Origin of the sequence: Pseudomonas sp. NPDC087803, assembly GCF_044742995.1 — a bacterium.
Taxonomy (GTDB): domain Bacteria; phylum Pseudomonadota; class Gammaproteobacteria; order Pseudomonadales; family Pseudomonadaceae; genus Aquipseudomonas.
Window position 1 is genome coordinate 68177 of record NZ_JBIUVO010000013.1, and the last position, 17810, is coordinate 85986.

Consider the following 17810-nt stretch of genomic DNA (forward strand, 5'->3'; position numbering starts at 1 on the left):
ACCAAAACCTTCCAAAATTCTGCAACATCTTGAAACATCCACTACGCTCCGACAGGGATTTCCTACATCTCGTCCGGTTGGCAAGCCCCTTGCTCTAGCCCTCTCTACAAGTCCACTGCTGGAAGCTTTCCGATGCTGGTGATTCATCGCAGAATCGACCCTCAACCTGTCTGGTCCGCCGAGTTGCACCTGACCTTCGAAGCGCGGAGCAAGAGCCGTCTGCGCTGTTTCAGTGCCGATGGCGAGGACGTCGGGTTGTTTCTGGAGCGCGGTCAGGCGCCGTTATATGACGGCGAATGCCTGCAGGCTGAAGACGGGCGCATCGTCCGCGTCTGCGCCCGCCCCGAGCAACTGCTGCACGTCACCTGCGCCAATGCCTTCGAACTGACCCGCGCCGCCTATCACTTGGGCAACCGCCATGTCGCCTTGCAAGTCGGCGACGGCTGGCTGCGCCTGCTCGACGATTACGTGCTCAAGGCCATGCTCGAACAGCTCGGCGCGCAAGTCGAAGCGATTGAAGCGCCGTTCCAGCCGGAACACGGTGCCTACGGCGGCGGCCATCATCATTCGCGGCATGGCGACGAGGACTTCAACTACGCGCCGAAACTGCACCAGTTCGGCGTTCGTTTATGAACCCAGCCTGGGCGCTGTTGCGCCTGGCCAGTCCGCAATTGCCGATTGGCGGCTACAGCTATTCGCAAGGTCTGGAAATGGCGGTGGATAACGGCCGCGTGCACAACCCGGACAGCGCCCGGCGCTGGATCAGCGATCAGTTGCTGCTCAACCTCGCGCGTTTCGAAGCGCCGCTGCTGCTCGCCCATTGTCAGGCCGCTGCCGAGGAAAACTGGCCCGAGTTGGCGCGCATCTGCGAAACCCACCGGGCCAGCCGCGAGACCCGCGAACTGCATCTGGAGAGCCGGCAGATGGGTTACTCGCTGCAGCAGTTGCTCAACGGTCTGCCGGAACTCGACGTGCCGGCCCGCAGTTTTCTTGAGCAATGTGCCGAACCACACCTGGCCCTCGGCTGGGCACTGGCCGCCCGCGCCTGGCACATCAGCCCGCAGGATGCGCTCGCCGCGTGGCTGTGGAGCTGGCTGGAAAACCAACTCGCGGTACTGATGAAAACCCTGCCGCTGGGCCAGCAAGCCGCCCAGCGCCTGACCAGCGAACTGCTGCCGTTGCTGCAACAGGCGCAGCAGGACGCCACCCGCATCCATCCCGAACACATCGGCAGCGCCGCCTTCGGCCTGTCCCTGGCGTGCATGGCGCATGAGCGCCAGTACAGCCGACTGTTTCGCTCTTAGGAGAACAACCATGAACACACAACCTCTGCGCGTCGGCATCGGCGGCCCGGTCGGTTCCGGCAAAACCGCATTGACCCTGGCCCTGTGCCTTGCACTGCGCGATCGCTACAACCTGGCCGTCGTCACCAACGACATCTACACCCGCGAAGACGCCGACTTTCTGGTGCGCAACCAAGCGCTGGCGCCGGAGCGGATCATCGGCGTGGAAACCGGTGGCTGCCCGCACACGGCGATTCGTGAGGACGCGTCGATCAACCTCGAAGCGGTCGATCAACTGAACCGACGCTTTCCGGGGCTCGACCTGATTCTGGTGGAGTCCGGTGGCGACAACCTGTCGGCGACCTTCAGCCCGGAGCTGTCGGACCTGACCATCTACGTGATCGACGTCTCGGCTGGCGACAAGCTGCCGCGCAAGGGCGGGCCGGGGATCTGCAAGTCCGACCTGCTGGTGATCAACAAAATCGACCTGGCGCCGCTGGTCGGTGCTTCGCTGGAAATGATGGATAGCGACACCCAGCGCATGCGCAACGGCAAGCCCTTCGTTTTCAGCAACCAGAAAACCGGCCAGGGTCTGGAAGAGATCATCGCCTTCATCGAACGCCAGGGCCTGCTGAACGCGGCCTGATTCATCGACCAACAAGGAAGCTTATCCATGACACTCAAACGCATTCTCGGCACCGTGGCGCTGCTGCTGACCCCGGCCCTCGCCTTCGCCCACCCGGGCCACGGCGACAGCGGTCTGGTCGCCGGTATCAGCCACCCGATCGGCGGCCTCGACCACTTGCTGGCGATGGTCGCGGTCGGCCTGTGGGCCGCGCAGCAACAAGGCGCGGCGCGTTGGGCGCTGCCGTGCACGTTCGTCGGCACCATGCTGATCGGCGGCATGCTCGGCTTTGAAGGGCTGCAACTGCCGGCGCTGGAAAGCGGGATTGCGGCTTCGGTGCTGGCGCTGGGCCTGGCGGTGGCGCTGGCGGTGCGTCCGCCGCTGGTGATGGCGGTGGCGGCGACGGCACTGTTTGCGCTGTTCCATGGCGTGGCGCATGGTCTGGAACTGCCGGACATGAGCAGCCCTTGGGCGTATGCCGCCGGTTTCGTGGTTGCGACTGCGGCGCTGCACGCGGCGGGTTATGCGCTGGTTCGCGTCCTGCCTCAGGCTGCTGCACCCTTGGTGCGAGTGGCGGGTGCTGCTTCGGCGGTGACTGGCGCCTGGTTGCTGGCCGGTTGATCTCTATCGCCTGAACCAACCTCTTCGCGAGCAAGCCCGCTCCCACAATTGGAATGCATCCTCCTGTAGGAGCTGCCGCAGGCTGCGATCTTTTGACTTTTGCGATTACAAGCCAGATCAAAAGATCGCAGCCTGCGGCAGCTCCTACAGAATCAGGTCGCGAATTCAGTTCAATGGTGGAAGAGTCATGCTGCGAACCCGATTCAATTGTGGGAGCGGGCTTGCTCGCGAAGGCGGACTGACAGACACCGCGTCTCATCAGGCCGTCGCTCTGCTACCATGTCGCGCAATCGCCCCAGCCGTGACGACGTCCGCCAATGCCCCATGCTTCCCGCTCCACCTCCCTGCCCGAATTGACCGCCCTGTTCAGCGACGTGCAACAGCACTTTCTGAACGTGATCGTGCCGCTCTGGCAAGGCCCGGGCTGGAACGCCGACATGGCGCTGCCCTACGAGGCACTCGACGCAGCGCATCAACCTTTGCCAGCGCAACGCTATCGGGCGATGGCCTGCGCACGGCAGCTGTACCTGTTTTCCAGCCTGATCGGGGTTGTGGATAACGCCGAGGTGCGCGCCGCCGCGCTGTTCCGCTCGCTGCAACGGCATTTCCACGATGCCGAGCACGGTGGCTGGTTCTACAGCATCGACGCACAGGGCAAGCCGCTGGATCAGCGCAAAGACCTCTACACCCACGCCTTCATCCTGTTCGCCTGCGCCCATTACTGGGCCAAGTCCCGCGAGCCGCTGGTGGAATCAACGCTCAACGCCGCGCTGGAAGTGATCGGCCGCCGCTTCGCCACCGGTGACGGCCTGTACGAAGCGTGTCTGGAACGCGACTGGAGCACCCTGCAAACCGGCCCGCTGCAAAACCCGCTGATGCACCTGGCCGAAGCGTTCCTCGCCGCCCTCGCGGTGCGTGAAGACGCGGCGACGCAGCAAGCGCTGGTCGAGTTATGCACAGCCATGCACAAGCAGTTCGTCGACCCGCAACACGGCGTGTTGATGGAGAAACCGCTGGGGGCTGTGGATAACTGGTACGAGCCGGGACATCAGTTCGAGTGGTATTTCCTGCTTGACTCGTCGCCACTGCTGCGCGGATCGAAACTGCATGCAGCGCTGGATCGGGCATTCGCTTTCACCGAGCAATTTGGCGTGGAACAACCTTCAGGTGCGGTGCGGGCGATGCTCGATCTGCAACTGGACGGTCGCCCGAAAGATTCGACTCAGCGGATCTGGGCTCAGGCTGAATACCTGCGCGCGCTGACCTTGCGTGCGGACAGCGAAGCTGCAGTGCTGCGCCAGTTGCAGGCGCTGCAACAGCGTTTTCTGCATGCGGGCGGGTGGCATGAATGCCGGGATGAACAGGGAGAAGTCAGCCGCAAGGACATGCCTTCGACGACGCCTTATCACTTGGCGACGTGCTACAGCGGGCTGGCTGAATATCTGAACTAACTGACTGAACTTATCCTGTGGCGAGGGAGCTTGCTCCCGCTTGAGTGCGCAGCACTCACAAAAATCTAGGGCCGCTTCGCAGCCCAGCGCGAGCAAGCTCGCTCGCCACAGAAGATTCAACAGTTCTGAATCAGGCAATCCACTTCTTGTCGCCGGTAAAGCTGATGGTCAACCAGCGCGCCGCATCCGGCTCGCCGAGCTGCGCCGAGATCTCCTCGCGCAACGCATCCAGCTGACCCACATTGCTCAGCGCATAATCCGCCGGCAACACCACATGAATCTCGATGAATCGCGCCCGACCGTGCTTCTGCACGTAGGTCACGAAATCGTCGAAACCATGCTCGACCTTTGCCGCTTCCATTACCTGGCGCACCTGATCATCCAGCGTATCCGGGGCAATACCCAATACATCGCGCAACGCCGGGCCGAGGATCTTGAACGCCGGTGGCAACATGGTCAGGGCCAGTACGATCAGGATCAGCGGGTCGACAAACTTCGCCCACTCGTCGAAGCCCTGGGCCTTGAGCAGCAACGCGGCGAGAAAACTGATCAACAGGCCGACCGAGAGCATCGCGTCCACCAGCCAGCTGATGTTGTCGAACTGGATCAGGCTCGACTTGAGCTTGCGATTGCGCCGACGGACGTAGAAGAAGTAGGCGAATTCGACCACGGTGAAAACCGCCGCGTAAATGATCACCAGCCCCAGCTCGATCTCGCGACCACCGTTGATGATGCCGAACACACCGTTGAGAAACGCATAGATCGCGATCAACAGCAGGAAGCTGCCTTCGATCAGCAGCACCATCGGCTCCAGATGCCAGAAACCAAACTGGAAGCGGTGGTTGCTTTCCTTGGCGATCAGCCGGGCGGTGATCAGCATCAGCACTTTGATAAAAGTTGCGATCAGCGAGAAAAAACCATCGAAAAGGATGGATTGGGAACCTGAAACAAAACCGGTAACGATCCCGGCAATCGACACCGCGAACATCAGGATGGTCGATTGTTTGAGCAGCGACTGCTCACCTCGGTTACTCACTTTAACTCCTCGAAAACCTTGAAAACCGCAGGATGCGGTGGGGTTGTTGAGGAGAGAGTTTAACTTATTGCCATGTTTTGCCTGTTACGGCCTCATCGCTGGCAAGCCAGCTCCCACAGGTACCGAGTCGATTACAAGATTTATGTATACCGACGATCCTGTGGGAGCTGGCTTGCCAGCGATGGCCATTATGCGGTCTTACGCCTTGTTACGCTCGATGGCTAACCCGGCCCAGGTCTGGCTCACCGGCATCAGCTCCAGACTGTTGATGTTGATGTGTGCCGGCGCGTTGAGGACCCAGAAGATGGTCTCGGCGATGTCCTGCGGCTGGATCGGCTCGGCCCCGGCGTAGGTGGCGTTGTAGCGTTCCTGATCACCGGCAAAGCGCACCAGCGAGAACTCGCTTTCGCACAGGCCGGGCTCGATGTTGCTGACCCGCACGCCAGTGCCCTGCAGGTCGCAGCGCAGGTTCAGCGAGAATTGTTTGACGAACGCCTTGGTCGCGCCATACACGTGGCTGCCCGGGTACGGGTAGTTGCCAGCGATGGAGCCAAGATTGACGATGCCGGCGCCACGGCCGTGGGCGATCAACCGTGGCAACAGCAGACGGGTGCTGTACATCAGGCCTTTGACGTTGGTATCGACCATGGTGTCCCAGTCGTCGAGGTCGCATTTCGGTGCCGGATCGACGCCCAGCGCCAGCCCGGCGTTGTTGATCAGGCCGCGCAGCTTGGCGAACGACGGCGGCAGATTGGCAATTGCCTCTTCCATCGCCTTGCGGTCACGTACGTCGAGCACCAGGCCATGCACTTCGGTGTGCTTCGACAGTTCGGCGCACAGCGCGTCGAGACGTTCTGCACGACGACCGGTCAACACCAGTTTCCAGCCAGCCTCAGCAAAACGACGGGCACAGGCTTCACCAAAACCGGAGGTTGCGCCGGTAATAAACAGGGTGTTGGACATCGTGTTCTCCTTGCGTCGGCCGCCAGCGCAGCCATTGGAATAGAAAATCAGCAGCCAGCATGCCCGGCCCGGCACGGGCGAGCAACATCAACCCATGTAGGAGCTGCCGCAGGTTCGGGCCGCGTTCGGACGATCTTTTGATCTTGCTCTGCAAAATCGAAAGATCGCAGCCTGCGGCAGCTCCTACACAAACGCATTTCAGATCAAAATTTGATCAACCGCTGCTAAGCCGTGTGGGGCGTGGCCTGTAGCCATGTGCACGCACGTTATCCACAGTCCCTTCCACAGTTTCCGGGGGCAAGTGGAAACGCGCAAAGCCGCGTCGCACAAGGCTTTGCGCGGGAAATAGAAAGTTTTTTGCTTGACCCTGAAGCGGCTGTTGTGCCGGAGATGGCATTTTGCACGACCGGTCGGTCAGCCCGATGATTGCGCGAGGCCAGTAATTACGGCCCTCAGCGCGGTCTTTCCAGAGTTTAATCACAGACTTATCCACAGGCTTGTTCACATGGAATTGCCTCTACAGCGCAGCCTAGAAAAAGGTTGACAACAGCGTCTTCAGCTTCCGCAAAAAAGCCTGCTCAAAAATCAATCACCAGCCCGCAAGCCACGGTTCACAAGGGCTGCAGCCAGCTACTCCCACGTTATTCACAGCCAGCTCCACAGCAAACGGGGACAAGTCGAAACTGTGGAAAAACAGCCATTTGCAGCGTCTATATGTCGCGCTTTGGCAGGTGTGGGAATTTGTTTTCCACAATTTCAGAATGTGCTTGATGTCCTGGCTTGATTCCATGTAGGAGCTGCCGAAGGCTGCGATCTTTTGATCTTCACAACGACATCAAAAGATCGCAGCCTTCGGCAGCTCCTACAGGGGGATCTGTGTGGACTTGAGATGTAAAAAGCCCCGGGACTCGCGTCGCCGGGGCTGTGCATGACAACGATTGAATCAGTGCCCGCCCAGATAAGCGTTACGCACCTCCTCATTCACCAACAACTCCTTACCGGTACCAGTCAGGCGAATCTCGCCGTTGACCATCACATACGCCCGATCCGACAGCTTCAGCGCATGGTTGGCGTTCTGCTCGACGAGGAAGATGGTCATGCCGGTTTTCGCCAGTTCCCGCAGGGTGGCGAAGATCTGCTTCACCACAATCGGCGCCAACCCCAGGCTCGGCTCATCGAGCAACAACAGCTTCGGCCGGCTCATCAGGGCGCGGGCAATGGCAAGCATTTGCTGCTCGCCGCCGGACATGGTCATCGCCCGCTGAGTGCGGCGTTCTTCGAGCCGCGGGAACAGCTCGAACATGCGCTGCATGTCCTCCTTGGCGTACTTGTCGCCAATCGGGATGGTGCCCATCAGCAGGTTCTCCTCGACGGTCATGTCGGGGAACACCCGCCGCCCTTCCGGCGACTGCGCGATGCCGTTGGAGGCGATGTAGTGCGAGGACTTGTGGGTGATGTCGACGCCTTGATAGAGGATCTGCCCGCCCGCCGCGCGCGGCTGGCCGAAGATCGACATCAGCAGCGTCGATTTACCCGCGCCGTTGGAGCCGATCAGGCTGACGGTCTCGCCTTCGTTGATCTGCAGCGATACACCTTTGAGGGCCTGGATCGGGCCGTAGAACACGTCCAGATCTTTCAGTTCGAGGATCGGTTTGCTCATACCAGCTCCTCTTCGTCTGCGCCCAGGTAGGCGGCAATCACTTTCGGATCGTTGCGGATCGCGTCCGGCCCGCCTTCGGCGATGACCACGCCGTGATCCAGCACCACGATGTGGTCGGAAATGCTCATTACCATGCCCATGTCGTGTTCGATCAGCACTACGGTCAGATCATGCTCGTCGCGCAGCAGCCGGATCATCGCGCTCAGCGCTTCGGTTTCCTGAGGGTTGAGGCCGGCGGCCGGTTCGTCGAGGCAGATGATCTGCGGCCGCGTGCACATGGCCCGGGCGATCTCCAGACGGCGTTGCTGACCGTAGGACAGTTCACCGGCCAGGCGGTTGGCGCAGTCCACCAGATCGACCACTTCGAGCCAGTAGAACGCGCAGTCCAGCGCATCACTTTCGGCCTTGCGATAACCCTTGGTGTTGAGGACGCCAGCGAGCATGTTGCGGTTGACCCACATGTGCTGCGCCACCAGCAGGTTTTCCAGCACCGACATTTCCTTGAACAGGCGAATGTTCTGGAACGTCCGGGCCAGCCCGGCGCGGTTCACCAGGTGCGTGCCGCCGAACATCTTGTAGTACAGGCGACTGAGGAAGCTTTTCGGCGAGACGAAGTCGGTCGGTTTGAACGACTCACCCAGCAGTTGGATGACATTGGTCTGCTTGCCGCGCACGTTGAGTTCGATCTTGCCGCCGGATGCCTTGTAGAACCCGGTCAGGCAGTTGAACACCGTGGTCTTGCCAGCGCCGTTCGGCCCGATCAGGGCGAAGATCGAGTTGCGTTTGACCTTGAGGCTGACATCGCTCAAAGCCTTGATGCCACCGAAGTGCATCATCAGTTTTTCCACAGAGAGTACGACTTCACTCATGGCGCAGTCCTCTCATAGTGAATGGCACCTTTGCGTGGAGTAACCCCGGTACGGCTGATGCGGATCAGCCCGCGTGGTCGCCAGATCATCATCAACACCATCAGGATGCCGAACAGCAGCACGCGGTATTCAGCGAAGCCGCGCAACAGTTCCGGAGCAACCGTCAACACGAATGCCGCGATCACCACGCCGATGGTCGAACCCATGCCGCCGAGCACGACGATAGCGAGGATCAGTGCCGATTCGAAGAAGGTGAACGAGGTCGGGTTGACGAAGCCCTGGTAGGTGGCGAAAAACACCCCGGCCAGGCCCGCGGTCGATGCACCGATGGTAAACGCCGAGAGCTTGACCAACACGTGGTTCAGGCCCATCGAGCGGCAAGCGATTTCATCTTCGCGCAGGGCTTCCCAGGCGCGACCCACCGGCATTTTCACCAGACGATGCTTGATGTACAGCACGGCCAGCACCACCAGGAACAACACCGCGTAGATGAAGTAATACTTCACGTCCGGGTTGTAGGCGATGCCGAAGAACTCATGGAACGGCACCCCGCCATCCTTGGCGCGCTTGCCGAATTCCAGGCCGAAGAACGTCGGCAGTGGCGCCGGCATCCCGTTCGGACCGCCGGTCAGCGACAGCCAGTTGTTGAGGATCAGGCGGATGATTTCACCGAAGCCCAGGGTCACGATCGCCAGATAGTCGCCGTGCAGACGCAGTACCGGGAAACCGAGGATGCAGCCGGCCAGGCCAGCGGTGATCGCCGCCAATGGCAGTACGGTCCAGAAGCCCAGCCCGAGGTATTGATAACCGAGCGCCAGACCGTAGGCGCCGATGGCGTAGAACGCCACGTAACCGAGGTCGAGCAGGCCGGCCAGACCGACCACGATGTTCAGCCCCAGCCCCAGCAGCACGTAGATCAACCCGAGGATGACCACGCCCAGCAGGTACGAGTTGGAGACAAACGGCACGATGACCGCGAGCACAATCAGCAGCGGGATGATCCAGCGCAGCGAGGATTTATGGTCGGCAGGCAGCACGTGCACACCGGAACCGGTGCTCTCGAAGCCGTCGAGAATCTTCAGGCCCCTGGGCGTCTGCAGAAACAGGCTCAAGGCAAAGCGGCCGATCATCACAATGCCGATAAGCCACGCAACGCGGGTCGGCTCAAGATTGAAGCTGTAGCCTTCGAGCACGACGCCGACAATCGGGCCAAACACGATCAGGGCAATGAGGCCGGCCAGAATCGCCTCAACCAGACTTTTTTTGATATCGATGGATTTTTGGGTGGTTGAAGACATCGCTTACACCTTCGACACAAGAGGACGGCCCAACAGGCCCTGAGGCCGGAAGACCAGAACAAGTACGAGCAGCGAGAAGCTGAACACGTCTTTGTAGTCGGAGTTGACCAGGCCCGAGAACAGCGACTCGGAGATCCCGAGAATGATCCCGCCGAGCATCGCGCCGGGCAGTGAGCCGATCCCGCCAAGCACGGCGGCGGTAAACGCCTTGATGCCGATGACGAAGCCGGCGTAGAAGTCGAACGTGCCGTAGTTCATGGTGATCAGCACGCCGGCCAGCGCCGCCATTGCTGCACCAATGATGAACACGTAGGAAATCACCCGGTCGGTGTTGATCCCAAGGATCGAAGCCATCTTGCGGTCTTGCTGGGTGGCGCGGCACATGCGGCCGAGCTTGGTGTACTTGATCACGTAGGTCAGCAGCCCCATGCCGACGAACGCGGCGACCAGAATGAACACCTTGGTGTAGGTGAGCTGGACGAACCCTGTGCCGACGTCGATGCGCCAGGCACCGGTGAGCAGCGTCGGAACACCCTGTTGACGGGCGCCCTGGCTGATCTGGGCATAGTTTTGCAGGATCAGGGAGATACCGATGGCGCTGATCAGCGGTGCCAGTCGGGTGGAGTTGCGCAGAGGTTTGTAGGCGACGCGTTCGATTACCCAGCCATAGACGCCGGTGACAACGATGGTGAAGACCAGCGTGCCGAGCATCAACAGCGGGAAGGATTCGATACCGAAGTAAGCCAGCAGAGCCAGACTGATTGCCGCGAGGTACGCGGAAATCATGTAAACCTCGCCGTGGGCGAAGTTGATCATGCCGATGATGCCGTAGACCATTGTGTAGCCGATGGCGATCAGGCCATAGACCGACCCGAGGGTCAGGCCGTTGACCAGTTGCTGCAGGAAAATACCATCCATAACGCAATCTCACGCAATGAGAACCTGCCCACCGGAGCGGGCGGTTCTTCTAGGAAAAATACAGATTTACGTCGGAGCAATGCAGACACGTTCCCCCGGAACACCATCGCCTCCTGTGGGAGCGGGCTTGCTCGCGAAAGCGGTGTATCAGCTACCGTTGATGGCGACTGACATCCCGCATTCGCGAGCGACCCCGCTCCCACAGGGGTTCATGGTGTTCGGATGATCGCGTCAGCCCTTACTTCTGTTTTTCCAGCTGATGGTATTTACCGCTCGCGTCCCACTGGTAAACCACGTAGTCGGACACTTTCAGGTCGCCCTTCTTGTCCCAGGCTTTCTCGCCCATGACGGTTTTCACCGGGTTGGCCTTCAGCCACTCGGCGGCTTTTTCGCCACTGTTGGACTTGGCGCCATTGAAACCGGCCGCCAGGGTCTGGATCGAAGCGTAGGCGTACAGGGTGTAGCCCTCAGGCTCGGTACCGGCCTTGCGGAACTGCTCGACCACCGCCTTGCTTTCCGGCAGCAGGCGCGGGTCGGCGCCGAAGGTCATCAGCACGCCGTCGACGTATTGCGGGCCGCCAGCGGTGGTCACCAGTTCGTCGGTAACGATGCCGTCGTCAGACATGAACTTCACGTCTTTCAGGCCTTCGGTGCGCAGTTGCTTGACCAGTGGGCCGGCTTCCGGGTGCAGACCGCCGAAGTACACGACGTCGGCGCCTGCAGCGCGGATCTTGGTGACCAGGGCGCTGAAGTCTTTCTCGCCACGGGTCAGACCTTCGTAGATCACCGGGGTCACGCCACGCTTGATCAACTGGGCTTTGGTCGCATCGGCCAGGCCTTGACCGTAGGTGTCCTTGTCGTGGATCACCGCGACTTTCTTGCCCTTGAGCACGTCGACGATGTAGTCGCCAGCCACGATGCCTTGCTGGTCGTCACGCCCACACATACGGAACATCGCGCTCAGACCGCGCTCGGTCACTTGCGGGTTGGTGGAACCCGGGGTGATCGCGATAACGCCGGCTTCGTCGTAGATTTCCGAGGCTGGAATGGTGGAAGAGGAGCAGAAGTGACCGACCACACCGGCAACCTTCTGGTTGACCAGGTCCTTGGCAACCGTCACCGCCTGTTTCGGTTCGCAGGCGTCATCGCCCTTGACCAGTACGATTTTCTCGCCGTTGACGCCGCCCGCCGCGTTGACCGCGTCCGCCGCTGCCTGTGCACCCTTCATGTACTGCTCGCCAAATGCCGCGTTGGCGCCAGTCATTGGACCCGCTACACCGATTTTCACATCAGCTTGAGCAAACGCAGAAACACCCAACGCAGTAGCCACTGCGAGGGCCAGAAAGCCTTTCTTGTAAAACGTCTGGGACATGAGGTGGTGCTCCAAGGTTTTTTTTAGTTGGCACTGCGACTTCACTTCACTGAATGCTCTGAGCAAGCGCCGTGCCATCGGTTTTTTATTCTTCAAAAAGTCGCTGCTTTCTTGTTATTTCGACTGTTTCGTTCCCATTTTCATTGGGCGTGCAACCGTCTAAACCGCGGAAGGTGAAACCTTTTTAAATCTGAGGCGCAACCCGCTTGCGCCATCATTGCAACCGCGGCACCAAACGACGTGCAACCAGCCTGTAACAGCTCGCGTCACCGAACTGCACACTGCTGGTGCGGGACTGCTACAACCCGCACCATTACAGGCTAGTCGCTGCATCGAAAAGCGCCGCGCCAAGCAACAAATTTCAACACTCAGATGACAATGCGCAGGCACTGGCCCGCGTGATACAGCGAGAATCCGGCCTCGTACAGACAACTGCGCAGGCCGACACCGGCCAGGGGCTGCATCGGTGCGAAGGGGATCGGCAGGGCTTGAGGATTTCCGTTACACAGGTAGTCGGCGAAGGCTTTGCCGACCACGGTGCCAGTGGTCACGCCGCGACCGTTGTAACCGGTGACGGCCACCAGTCCGGGTGCCGGCTCGAACAGCCGCATCAAGTGATCGGGGGTGAAGGCGATGCGCCCGGTCCAGGTGCATTCCCATTCCACCGGTTTCAGATGGGGGAAATAATGCTGCTGCACGCGATCGGCCCAGGCCTTGAGGAACCACGTCGGTTTCTGATTGCCATTGCCCAGACTGCCGAGCAACAACCGGCCGTCCTTGTCACGACGGATGCTGCTCAGCACCTGCCGCGTGTCCCACGAGCCCTGCCCGCCGGGGAGGATGTCATGGGCGGCGTCTTCGGTCAGCGGCACCGAAGCGACCTGATAGTAGTAACCGGGGAAGAAATTGCGTTTGAGTTCGGTCCAGTCGCCTTCGGTGTAGGCGTTGGAGGCGATCACCACTTGCTCGGCAAGCACCGAACCGTTTTCGGTCTGCACTGACCATTGCTGGCCCACGCGTTCGAGACGGGTAACCGGCGAGTGATCGAACATCTGTCCGCCCAGGCCCTTTACCGCGTTGGCGAGGCCAGTGACATAGGCCATCGGGTTGAGCGTGCCGGCGCGGCGGTCAAGCAGTGCGGCGGCGATCTTCTGCGTACCGGTGGCTTGTTCGCAGGCCTTGCCGGTGAGCAGTTCAACCGGTGCTCCACGGCGCTTCCATTGCTGCTCGCGACTGCGCAGATCCGCCTCGCCCTTGGCGTTGTGCGCCATGTGCAGAGTGCCTTCGCGGCGCAACTGGCAATCAATGTTGTATTTATCCACAAGGCTGAACACCAGCGCCGGCGCCGCCCCGAGCATGCGGTTGAGCTGACTGCCGACCGCTTCGCCGAATCCGGCTTCGATCTCGTCCGGCGGGATCCACATGCCGGCGTTGACCAGCCCGACGTTGCGTCCGGAGCCGCCATGCCCGGCACGATGCGCTTCGAGCACGCAAACGCTTTTGCCTTTTTCCAACAGATGCAGCGCCGCCGACAACCCGGTAAACCCGGCGCCGATCACGCAGACATCGACTTTGACCTCACCCCGCAGCGCGGTGTTATCCGGGCGTTGCGGCGTGAGTTTTTCCCACAGACATTCTTCGCGTAACGGCATTGCCAGACTCCAACAGAAACCTAACCAATTGCGTTGTGGGCACTAAAAAGATCGCAGCCTTCGGCAGCTCCTACAAAACCGCAGCCAACCGCAGCCCTGTAGGAGCTGCCGAAGGCTGCGATCTTTTCAGCTTTTGCTCAATTTCAGTCGAAGGTGATGCCCTGCGCCAGCGGCAACTCCAGCGAGTAGTTCACGGTATTGGTCTGGCGGCGCATGTACGCGCGCCAGGCGTCAGAGCCGGACTCACGACCGCCACCGGTCTCCTTCTCGCCACCAAACGCGCCGCCGATTTCCGCGCCGCTCGGGCCGATGTTGACGTTGGCGATGCCGCAGTCGCTGCCGACCGCCGACATGAACTGCTCGGCCTCACGCACGTCGGTGGTGAAGATGCACGACGACAGGCCTTGCGGCACCGCATTGTTCAGGCGCAGCGCTTCCTGGAAGTCGCTGTAGCCGACCACGTAGAGGATCGGCGCAAAGGTTTCGCTGCAGACCACATCACTCTGCTCCGGCATTTCCACAATGGCCGGCGACACGTAGTAGGCGTTGGGGAATTGCTCTTCGAGCTGACGCTTGCCGCCGAACACCCGACCGCCCTCGCTCAACGCCTGCTCCAGCGCGTCCTGCATGTTTTCGAAGCTGTGTTTGTCGATCAGCGGGCCGACCAGATTGCCTTCCAGCGGATGGCCGATGCGCACTTTGGCGTACGCGGCTTTGAGGCGGGTGACGATTTCTTCCTTCACCGATTCATGGGCGATCAGCCGCCGCAGGGTGGTGCAACGCTGCCCGGCGGTACCGACCGCACTGAACAGGATGGCGCGCACGGCCATGTCCAGATCGGCGCTCGGGCCGAGAATCATCGCGTTGTTGCCGCCCAGTTCGAGGATGCTGCGGGCGAAACGCGCGGCGACTTTCGGCGCCACTTCGCGGCCCATGCGGGTGCTGCCGGTGGCGCTGATCAGCGCCACACGCGGGTCATCCACCAGCGCTTCACCGGCGTCACGGCCACCGATGATCACTTGGCACAGGTGCGCCGGCGCATCGCTGAAATTCTTCACCACGCGCTCGAACAGTGCCTGGCAGGCCAGTGCGGTCAGCGGGGTTTTCTCCGACGGTTTCCACACCACCGGGTTGCCGCAGACCAGCGCCAGTGTGGTGTTCCACGCCCACACCGCGACCGGGAAGTTGAACGCACTGATCACGCCGACCACGCCCAGCGGATGCCAGGTTTCACGCATGTGGTGGCCCGGACGCTCGGAGGCGATGGTCAAACCGTACAGCTGACGCGACAGGCCGACGGCGAAGTCGCAGATGTCGATCATCTCCTGCACTTCACCGAGGCCTTCCTGAGTGATCTTGCCCGCTTCCCACGACACCAGTTCGCCGAGGTCGGCCTTGTATTCGCGCAGCACTTCGCCGAACTGACGCACCAGCTCGCCGCGACGCGGGGCCGGCACCTTGCGCCACAGTTCGAACGCATGATCTGCGCGACTGATGTGCTGCTCGACTTCGGCCGGGCCTTCCCAGTTCACGGCGGCGATGCGGCTGCCGTCGATGGGCGAATGCACCGGCACTTTGCCGTTCTGGTACAGGGCCGGGTTCACACCAAGACGATCAAGCAATGCGGCAACCATGGGTCACTCCTCAAGCGAAAAACTGAATGTGTGCGGCCGCATTTTCGCGACCGGGCAGGCCTTTAGTTGTAGCTTCCCGAAGGCAAGGCAACAAACGACCTTTACGCGAGATATCATTCCGTTTATTCATGCTGCGCATAGAAAGACAAGAAAAAAGGGATCACCCATGCTGAACAAACGCCACTTGCCGTCGATCACCGCGTTGCAGTGCTTCGAAGCCGTGACCCGGCACCTGAGCTTCACCCGGGCCGCCGAAGAGCTGAACCTGACCCAGAGCGCCGTCAGCAAACAGGTCGCGCAGCTTGAGGAATTGTTGCAGCACTTGTTGTTCCGCCGGGTGCGTCGGCGTTTGCAGATGACCCCGGCCGGGGATCTGTACCTGGTGGAAGTCCGAAAAATCCTCACTCAGGTGGAAATGTCCACGCACTACCTGCGTTCCTACGGCGGTGAGACCGAAGTCCTGCGCGTTTCTACGCCTTCGACCTTCGGCGCCCGCTGGCTGGTGCCGCGTCTGAAGGGCTGGCGCCTGCGCCACCCGTCGATCCATCTCGACTTGTGCAACGAGCAGGAGGCCGATGACCTGCTGCAGGGGCGCAGCGATCTGGCGTTCTATTTCGGCCAGGGCTCACGCCCCGGCACCGAATGCCTGAAGCTGTTCGGCGAAGAGCTGGTGCCGGTCTGCGCACCCGGCAGCCTGCCCGATACGCCCTTCACCGACCCGACGCAACTGACCGACCTGGTGTTGCTGCAAAACGCCTCGCGCCCACAGGCCTGGCACGACTGGTTCGACAGCCAGGGTTACCACACCGAACACAGCTACCACGGGCCGCGTTTCGAAACCTTTTATATGTGCATCCGCGCCGCTCAGGTCGGCTGCGGCGTGGCGTTGTTGCCACGGTTTCTGGTGGAAGAGGAATTGGCCGACGGCAAACTGGTCATTCCTTGGCAGCATGCAATGCCCAGTTCCGACGCCTACTACCTGGCCTACCCGGAGCATGCGGCGGAAGTGCCGAAGGTGCGGGATTTTGTGAAGTGGATGCTGGAGCAGATTGATAGCCCAGCGGTTCAAAAGGTCTGAGTAATCCCCTCACCACAAATGATCTTCACCTGCCAAAAATTGCTGGCAATCTTCGTCCCTGATATGCGCCACTAGCGTCATTGATTGATCCCGCGCAACCGCGCGGTGCACCTGGAGACCCCGTTTATGAGCGAGAGTGTGTTTGCCGATCGCATCGTGCAGAACCTGCTCGACACCGACTTCTACAAACTGACGATGATGCAGGCGGTGCTGCACAACTACCCCAACGTCGAAGTCGAATGGGAATTTCGTTGCCGTAACAGCGAGGATCTGCGGCCGTATCTGGCCGAGATTCGCTACCAGATCGAGCGTCTGGCTGAACTGAGCCTGAGTGCCGACCAGTTGAGCTTTCTTGAGCGCATCAGCTTCCTCAAACCGGACTTCCTGCGGTTTCTCGGCCTGTTCCGCTTCAACCTGCGCTACCTGCACACCGGCATCGAGAACGGCGAGTTGTTCATTCGTCTGCGCGGCCCGTGGCTGCATGTGATCCTCTACGAAGTGCCGCTGCTGGCGATCGTCAGCGAAGTGCGCAACCGCTATCGCTACCGGGAAATCGAACTGGTGCAGGCGCGGGAACAGCTGTATCGCAAGTTCGACTGGCTCAGCGCCAACGCCTCGGCCGACGAACTGGCGCAATTGCAGGTCGCCGACTTCGGCACCCGCCGGCGCTTTTCGTACCGTGTGCAGGAAGAAGTGGTCAACGTGCTCAAGCACGATTTCCCCGGGCGCTTTGTCGGCACCAGCAACGTGCACCTGTCCCGCGAGCTGGACATGAAACCGCTGGGCACCATGGCCCATGAATGGATCATGGCCCACCAACAACTCGGCCCACGCTTGATCGACAGCCAGATCGCCGCCCTCGATTGCTGGGTGCGCGAATACCGTGGCCTGCTGGGGATTGCGCTCACCGATTGCATCACCACCGACGCCTTCCTCGGCGACTTTGACCTGTTCTTCGCCAAGCTCTTCGACGGTCTGCGCCACGATTCAGGGGATCCGGTGCAGTGGGGCGAAAAATGCATCGCCCACTACCACAAGCTCGGCATCGACCCGATGAGCAAGACCCTGGTGTTCTCCGACAGCCTGACCCTGCCGAAGTCGCTGGAGATCTTCCGCGCGCTGCACGGGCGGATCAACGTCAGCTTTGGCATCGGCACCAACCTGACGTGTGATATTCCGGGTGTCGAACCGATGAGCATCGTGCTTAAAATGACCGCCTGCAACGGCCAGCCGGTGGCGAAGATCTCCGACGAGCCCGGCAAGACCCACTGCAAAGACCCGAATTTCGTCGCCTATTTGCGACATGTGTTCCAGGTTCCTGCCGATTCCAGTCTATCTAGCAAGGAGTGA

16 protein-coding genes are annotated in these 17810 nt (G+C 60.8%); 7 read left to right on the top strand and 9 right to left on the bottom strand.

Annotated features, from left to right (window positions below):
* The first annotated feature begins 132 nt into the window (after positions 1 to 132).
* From ureE to ACIOUG_RS10765, 5 genes are all read left to right on the top strand, one after another.
* Positions 133 to 633 (top strand): urease accessory protein UreE, encoded by a 501-nt coding sequence (ureE, locus tag ACIOUG_RS10745; RefSeq protein ID WP_003221180.1) that lies wholly within the window; start codon positions 133 to 135, stop codon positions 631 to 633.
* Positions 630 to 1304 (top strand): urease accessory protein UreF, encoded by a 675-nt coding sequence (locus tag ACIOUG_RS10750; protein ID WP_401065118.1) that lies wholly within the window; start codon positions 630 to 632, stop codon positions 1302 to 1304. Before ureE ends, ACIOUG_RS10750 begins: the two co-directional genes overlap by 4 nt.
* A gap of 10 nt (positions 1305 to 1314) precedes the next feature.
* Positions 1315 to 1929, top strand: coding sequence for an urease accessory protein UreG (ureG, locus tag ACIOUG_RS10755; protein ID WP_103368037.1), 615 nt, complete (start codon positions 1315 to 1317; stop codon positions 1927 to 1929).
* Positions 1930 to 1956: 27 nt separating this feature from the next.
* The gene (locus ACIOUG_RS10760) at positions 1957 to 2529 is read left to right on the top strand and encodes a HupE/UreJ family protein (protein ID WP_401065121.1); all 573 of its coding nucleotides are present in this window, start codon (positions 1957 to 1959) and stop codon (positions 2527 to 2529) included.
* Between the two features lie 317 nt (positions 2530 to 2846).
* Positions 2847 to 3980 (top strand): AGE family epimerase/isomerase, encoded by a 1134-nt coding sequence (locus ACIOUG_RS10765; RefSeq protein ID WP_401065124.1) that lies wholly within the window; start codon positions 2847 to 2849, stop codon positions 3978 to 3980.
* A gap of 130 nt (positions 3981 to 4110) precedes the next feature.
* Here ACIOUG_RS10765 and ACIOUG_RS10770 read toward each other — a convergent pair whose 3' ends face one another.
* The 9 genes from ACIOUG_RS10770 to ACIOUG_RS10810 all read right to left on the bottom strand — a co-directional run bounded on the left by ACIOUG_RS10770 (position 4111) and on the right by ACIOUG_RS10810 (position 15382).
* Entirely contained in the window at positions 4111 to 5016 is a 906-nt protein-coding gene (locus ACIOUG_RS10770; RefSeq protein ID WP_401065127.1) for a cation diffusion facilitator family transporter, read from the bottom strand.
* A 198-nt stretch (positions 5017 to 5214) separates the two neighbouring features.
* Entirely contained in the window at positions 5215 to 5979 is a 765-nt protein-coding gene (locus ACIOUG_RS10775) for an SDR family oxidoreductase (protein WP_401065130.1), read from the bottom strand.
* Positions 5980 to 6922: 943 nt separating this feature from the next.
* The gene (locus ACIOUG_RS10780; protein ID WP_047600666.1) at positions 6923 to 7639 is read right to left on the bottom strand and encodes an ABC transporter ATP-binding protein; all 717 of its coding nucleotides are present in this window, start codon (positions 7637 to 7639) and stop codon (positions 6923 to 6925) included.
* Entirely contained in the window at positions 7636 to 8508 is an 873-nt protein-coding gene (locus tag ACIOUG_RS10785; protein ID WP_401065133.1) for an ABC transporter ATP-binding protein, read from the bottom strand. The genes ACIOUG_RS10780 and ACIOUG_RS10785 overlap by 4 nt, the downstream gene beginning before the upstream one ends.
* Positions 8505 to 9806, bottom strand: coding sequence for a high-affinity branched-chain amino acid ABC transporter permease LivM (gene livM, locus ACIOUG_RS10790; RefSeq protein ID WP_003221162.1), 1302 nt, complete (start codon positions 9804 to 9806; stop codon positions 8505 to 8507). Before livM ends, ACIOUG_RS10785 begins: the two co-directional genes overlap by 4 nt.
* A gap of 3 nt (positions 9807 to 9809) precedes the next feature.
* Positions 9810 to 10724 (bottom strand): ABC transporter permease subunit, encoded by a 915-nt coding sequence (locus ACIOUG_RS10795; protein ID WP_003221160.1) that lies wholly within the window; start codon positions 10722 to 10724, stop codon positions 9810 to 9812.
* 238 nt (positions 10725 to 10962) lie between these two features.
* Complete coding sequence (locus tag ACIOUG_RS10800; protein WP_025111828.1) at positions 10963 to 12096, bottom strand: ABC transporter substrate-binding protein; 1134 nt, start codon at positions 12094 to 12096, stop codon at positions 10963 to 10965.
* Between the two features lie 368 nt (positions 12097 to 12464).
* The gene (locus tag ACIOUG_RS10805) at positions 12465 to 13748 is read right to left on the bottom strand and encodes an NAD(P)/FAD-dependent oxidoreductase (RefSeq protein WP_401065137.1); all 1284 of its coding nucleotides are present in this window, start codon (positions 13746 to 13748) and stop codon (positions 12465 to 12467) included.
* Between the two features lie 143 nt (positions 13749 to 13891).
* Positions 13892 to 15382: an aldehyde dehydrogenase family protein gene (locus tag ACIOUG_RS10810; protein WP_401065140.1), complete on the bottom strand. Its 1491-nt coding sequence runs from the start codon at positions 15380 to 15382 to the stop codon at positions 13892 to 13894.
* Between the two features lie 166 nt (positions 15383 to 15548).
* Between ACIOUG_RS10810 and ACIOUG_RS10815 the strand changes: the two genes are divergently transcribed.
* Both ACIOUG_RS10815 and pncB read left to right on the top strand, forming a co-directional pair.
* Positions 15549 to 16460, top strand: coding sequence for a LysR family transcriptional regulator (locus tag ACIOUG_RS10815; protein ID WP_401065142.1), 912 nt, complete (start codon positions 15549 to 15551; stop codon positions 16458 to 16460).
* A 126-nt stretch (positions 16461 to 16586) separates the two neighbouring features.
* Complete coding sequence (pncB, locus tag ACIOUG_RS10820; RefSeq protein ID WP_064585723.1) at positions 16587 to 17810, top strand: nicotinate phosphoribosyltransferase; 1224 nt, start codon at positions 16587 to 16589, stop codon at positions 17808 to 17810.

What these genes read in the sequence shown, in the direction of transcription:
- ACIOUG_RS10795 (WP_003221160.1), bottom strand. Translation starts at nt 10,724, where the DNA reads ATGGATGGTATTTTCCTGCAGCAACTGGTCAACGGCCTGACCCTCGGG.
- ureE (WP_003221180.1), top strand. Translation starts at nt 133, where the DNA reads ATGCTGGTGATTCATCGCAGAATCGACCCTCAACCTGTCTGGTCCGCC.
- ACIOUG_RS10785 (WP_401065133.1), bottom strand. Translation starts at nt 8,508, where the DNA reads ATGAGTGAAGTCGTACTCTCTGTGGAAAAACTGATGATGCACTTCGGT.
- ACIOUG_RS10805 (WP_401065137.1), bottom strand. Translation starts at nt 13,748, where the DNA reads ATGCCGTTACGCGAAGAATGTCTGTGGGAAAAACTCACGCCGCAACGC.
- ACIOUG_RS10780 (WP_047600666.1), bottom strand. Translation starts at nt 7,639, where the DNA reads ATGAGCAAACCGATCCTCGAACTGAAAGATCTGGACGTGTTCTACGGC.
- ACIOUG_RS10775 (WP_401065130.1), bottom strand. Translation starts at nt 5,979, where the DNA reads ATGTCCAACACCCTGTTTATTACCGGCGCAACCTCCGGTTTTGGTGAA.
- pncB (WP_064585723.1), top strand. Translation starts at nt 16,587, where the DNA reads ATGAGCGAGAGTGTGTTTGCCGATCGCATCGTGCAGAACCTGCTCGAC.
- ACIOUG_RS10760 (WP_401065121.1), top strand. Translation starts at nt 1,957, where the DNA reads ATGACACTCAAACGCATTCTCGGCACCGTGGCGCTGCTGCTGACCCCG.
- ureG (WP_103368037.1), top strand. Translation starts at nt 1,315, where the DNA reads ATGAACACACAACCTCTGCGCGTCGGCATCGGCGGCCCGGTCGGTTCC.
- ACIOUG_RS10765 (WP_401065124.1), top strand. Translation starts at nt 2,847, where the DNA reads ATGCCCCATGCTTCCCGCTCCACCTCCCTGCCCGAATTGACCGCCCTG.
- ACIOUG_RS10800 (WP_025111828.1), bottom strand. Translation starts at nt 12,096, where the DNA reads ATGTCCCAGACGTTTTACAAGAAAGGCTTTCTGGCCCTCGCAGTGGCT.
- ACIOUG_RS10810 (WP_401065140.1), bottom strand. Translation starts at nt 15,382, where the DNA reads ATGGTTGCCGCATTGCTTGATCGTCTTGGTGTGAACCCGGCCCTGTAC.
- ACIOUG_RS10750 (WP_401065118.1), top strand. Translation starts at nt 630, where the DNA reads ATGAACCCAGCCTGGGCGCTGTTGCGCCTGGCCAGTCCGCAATTGCCG.
- ACIOUG_RS10815 (WP_401065142.1), top strand. Translation starts at nt 15,549, where the DNA reads ATGCTGAACAAACGCCACTTGCCGTCGATCACCGCGTTGCAGTGCTTC.
- livM (WP_003221162.1), bottom strand. Translation starts at nt 9,806, where the DNA reads ATGTCTTCAACCACCCAAAAATCCATCGATATCAAAAAAAGTCTGGTT.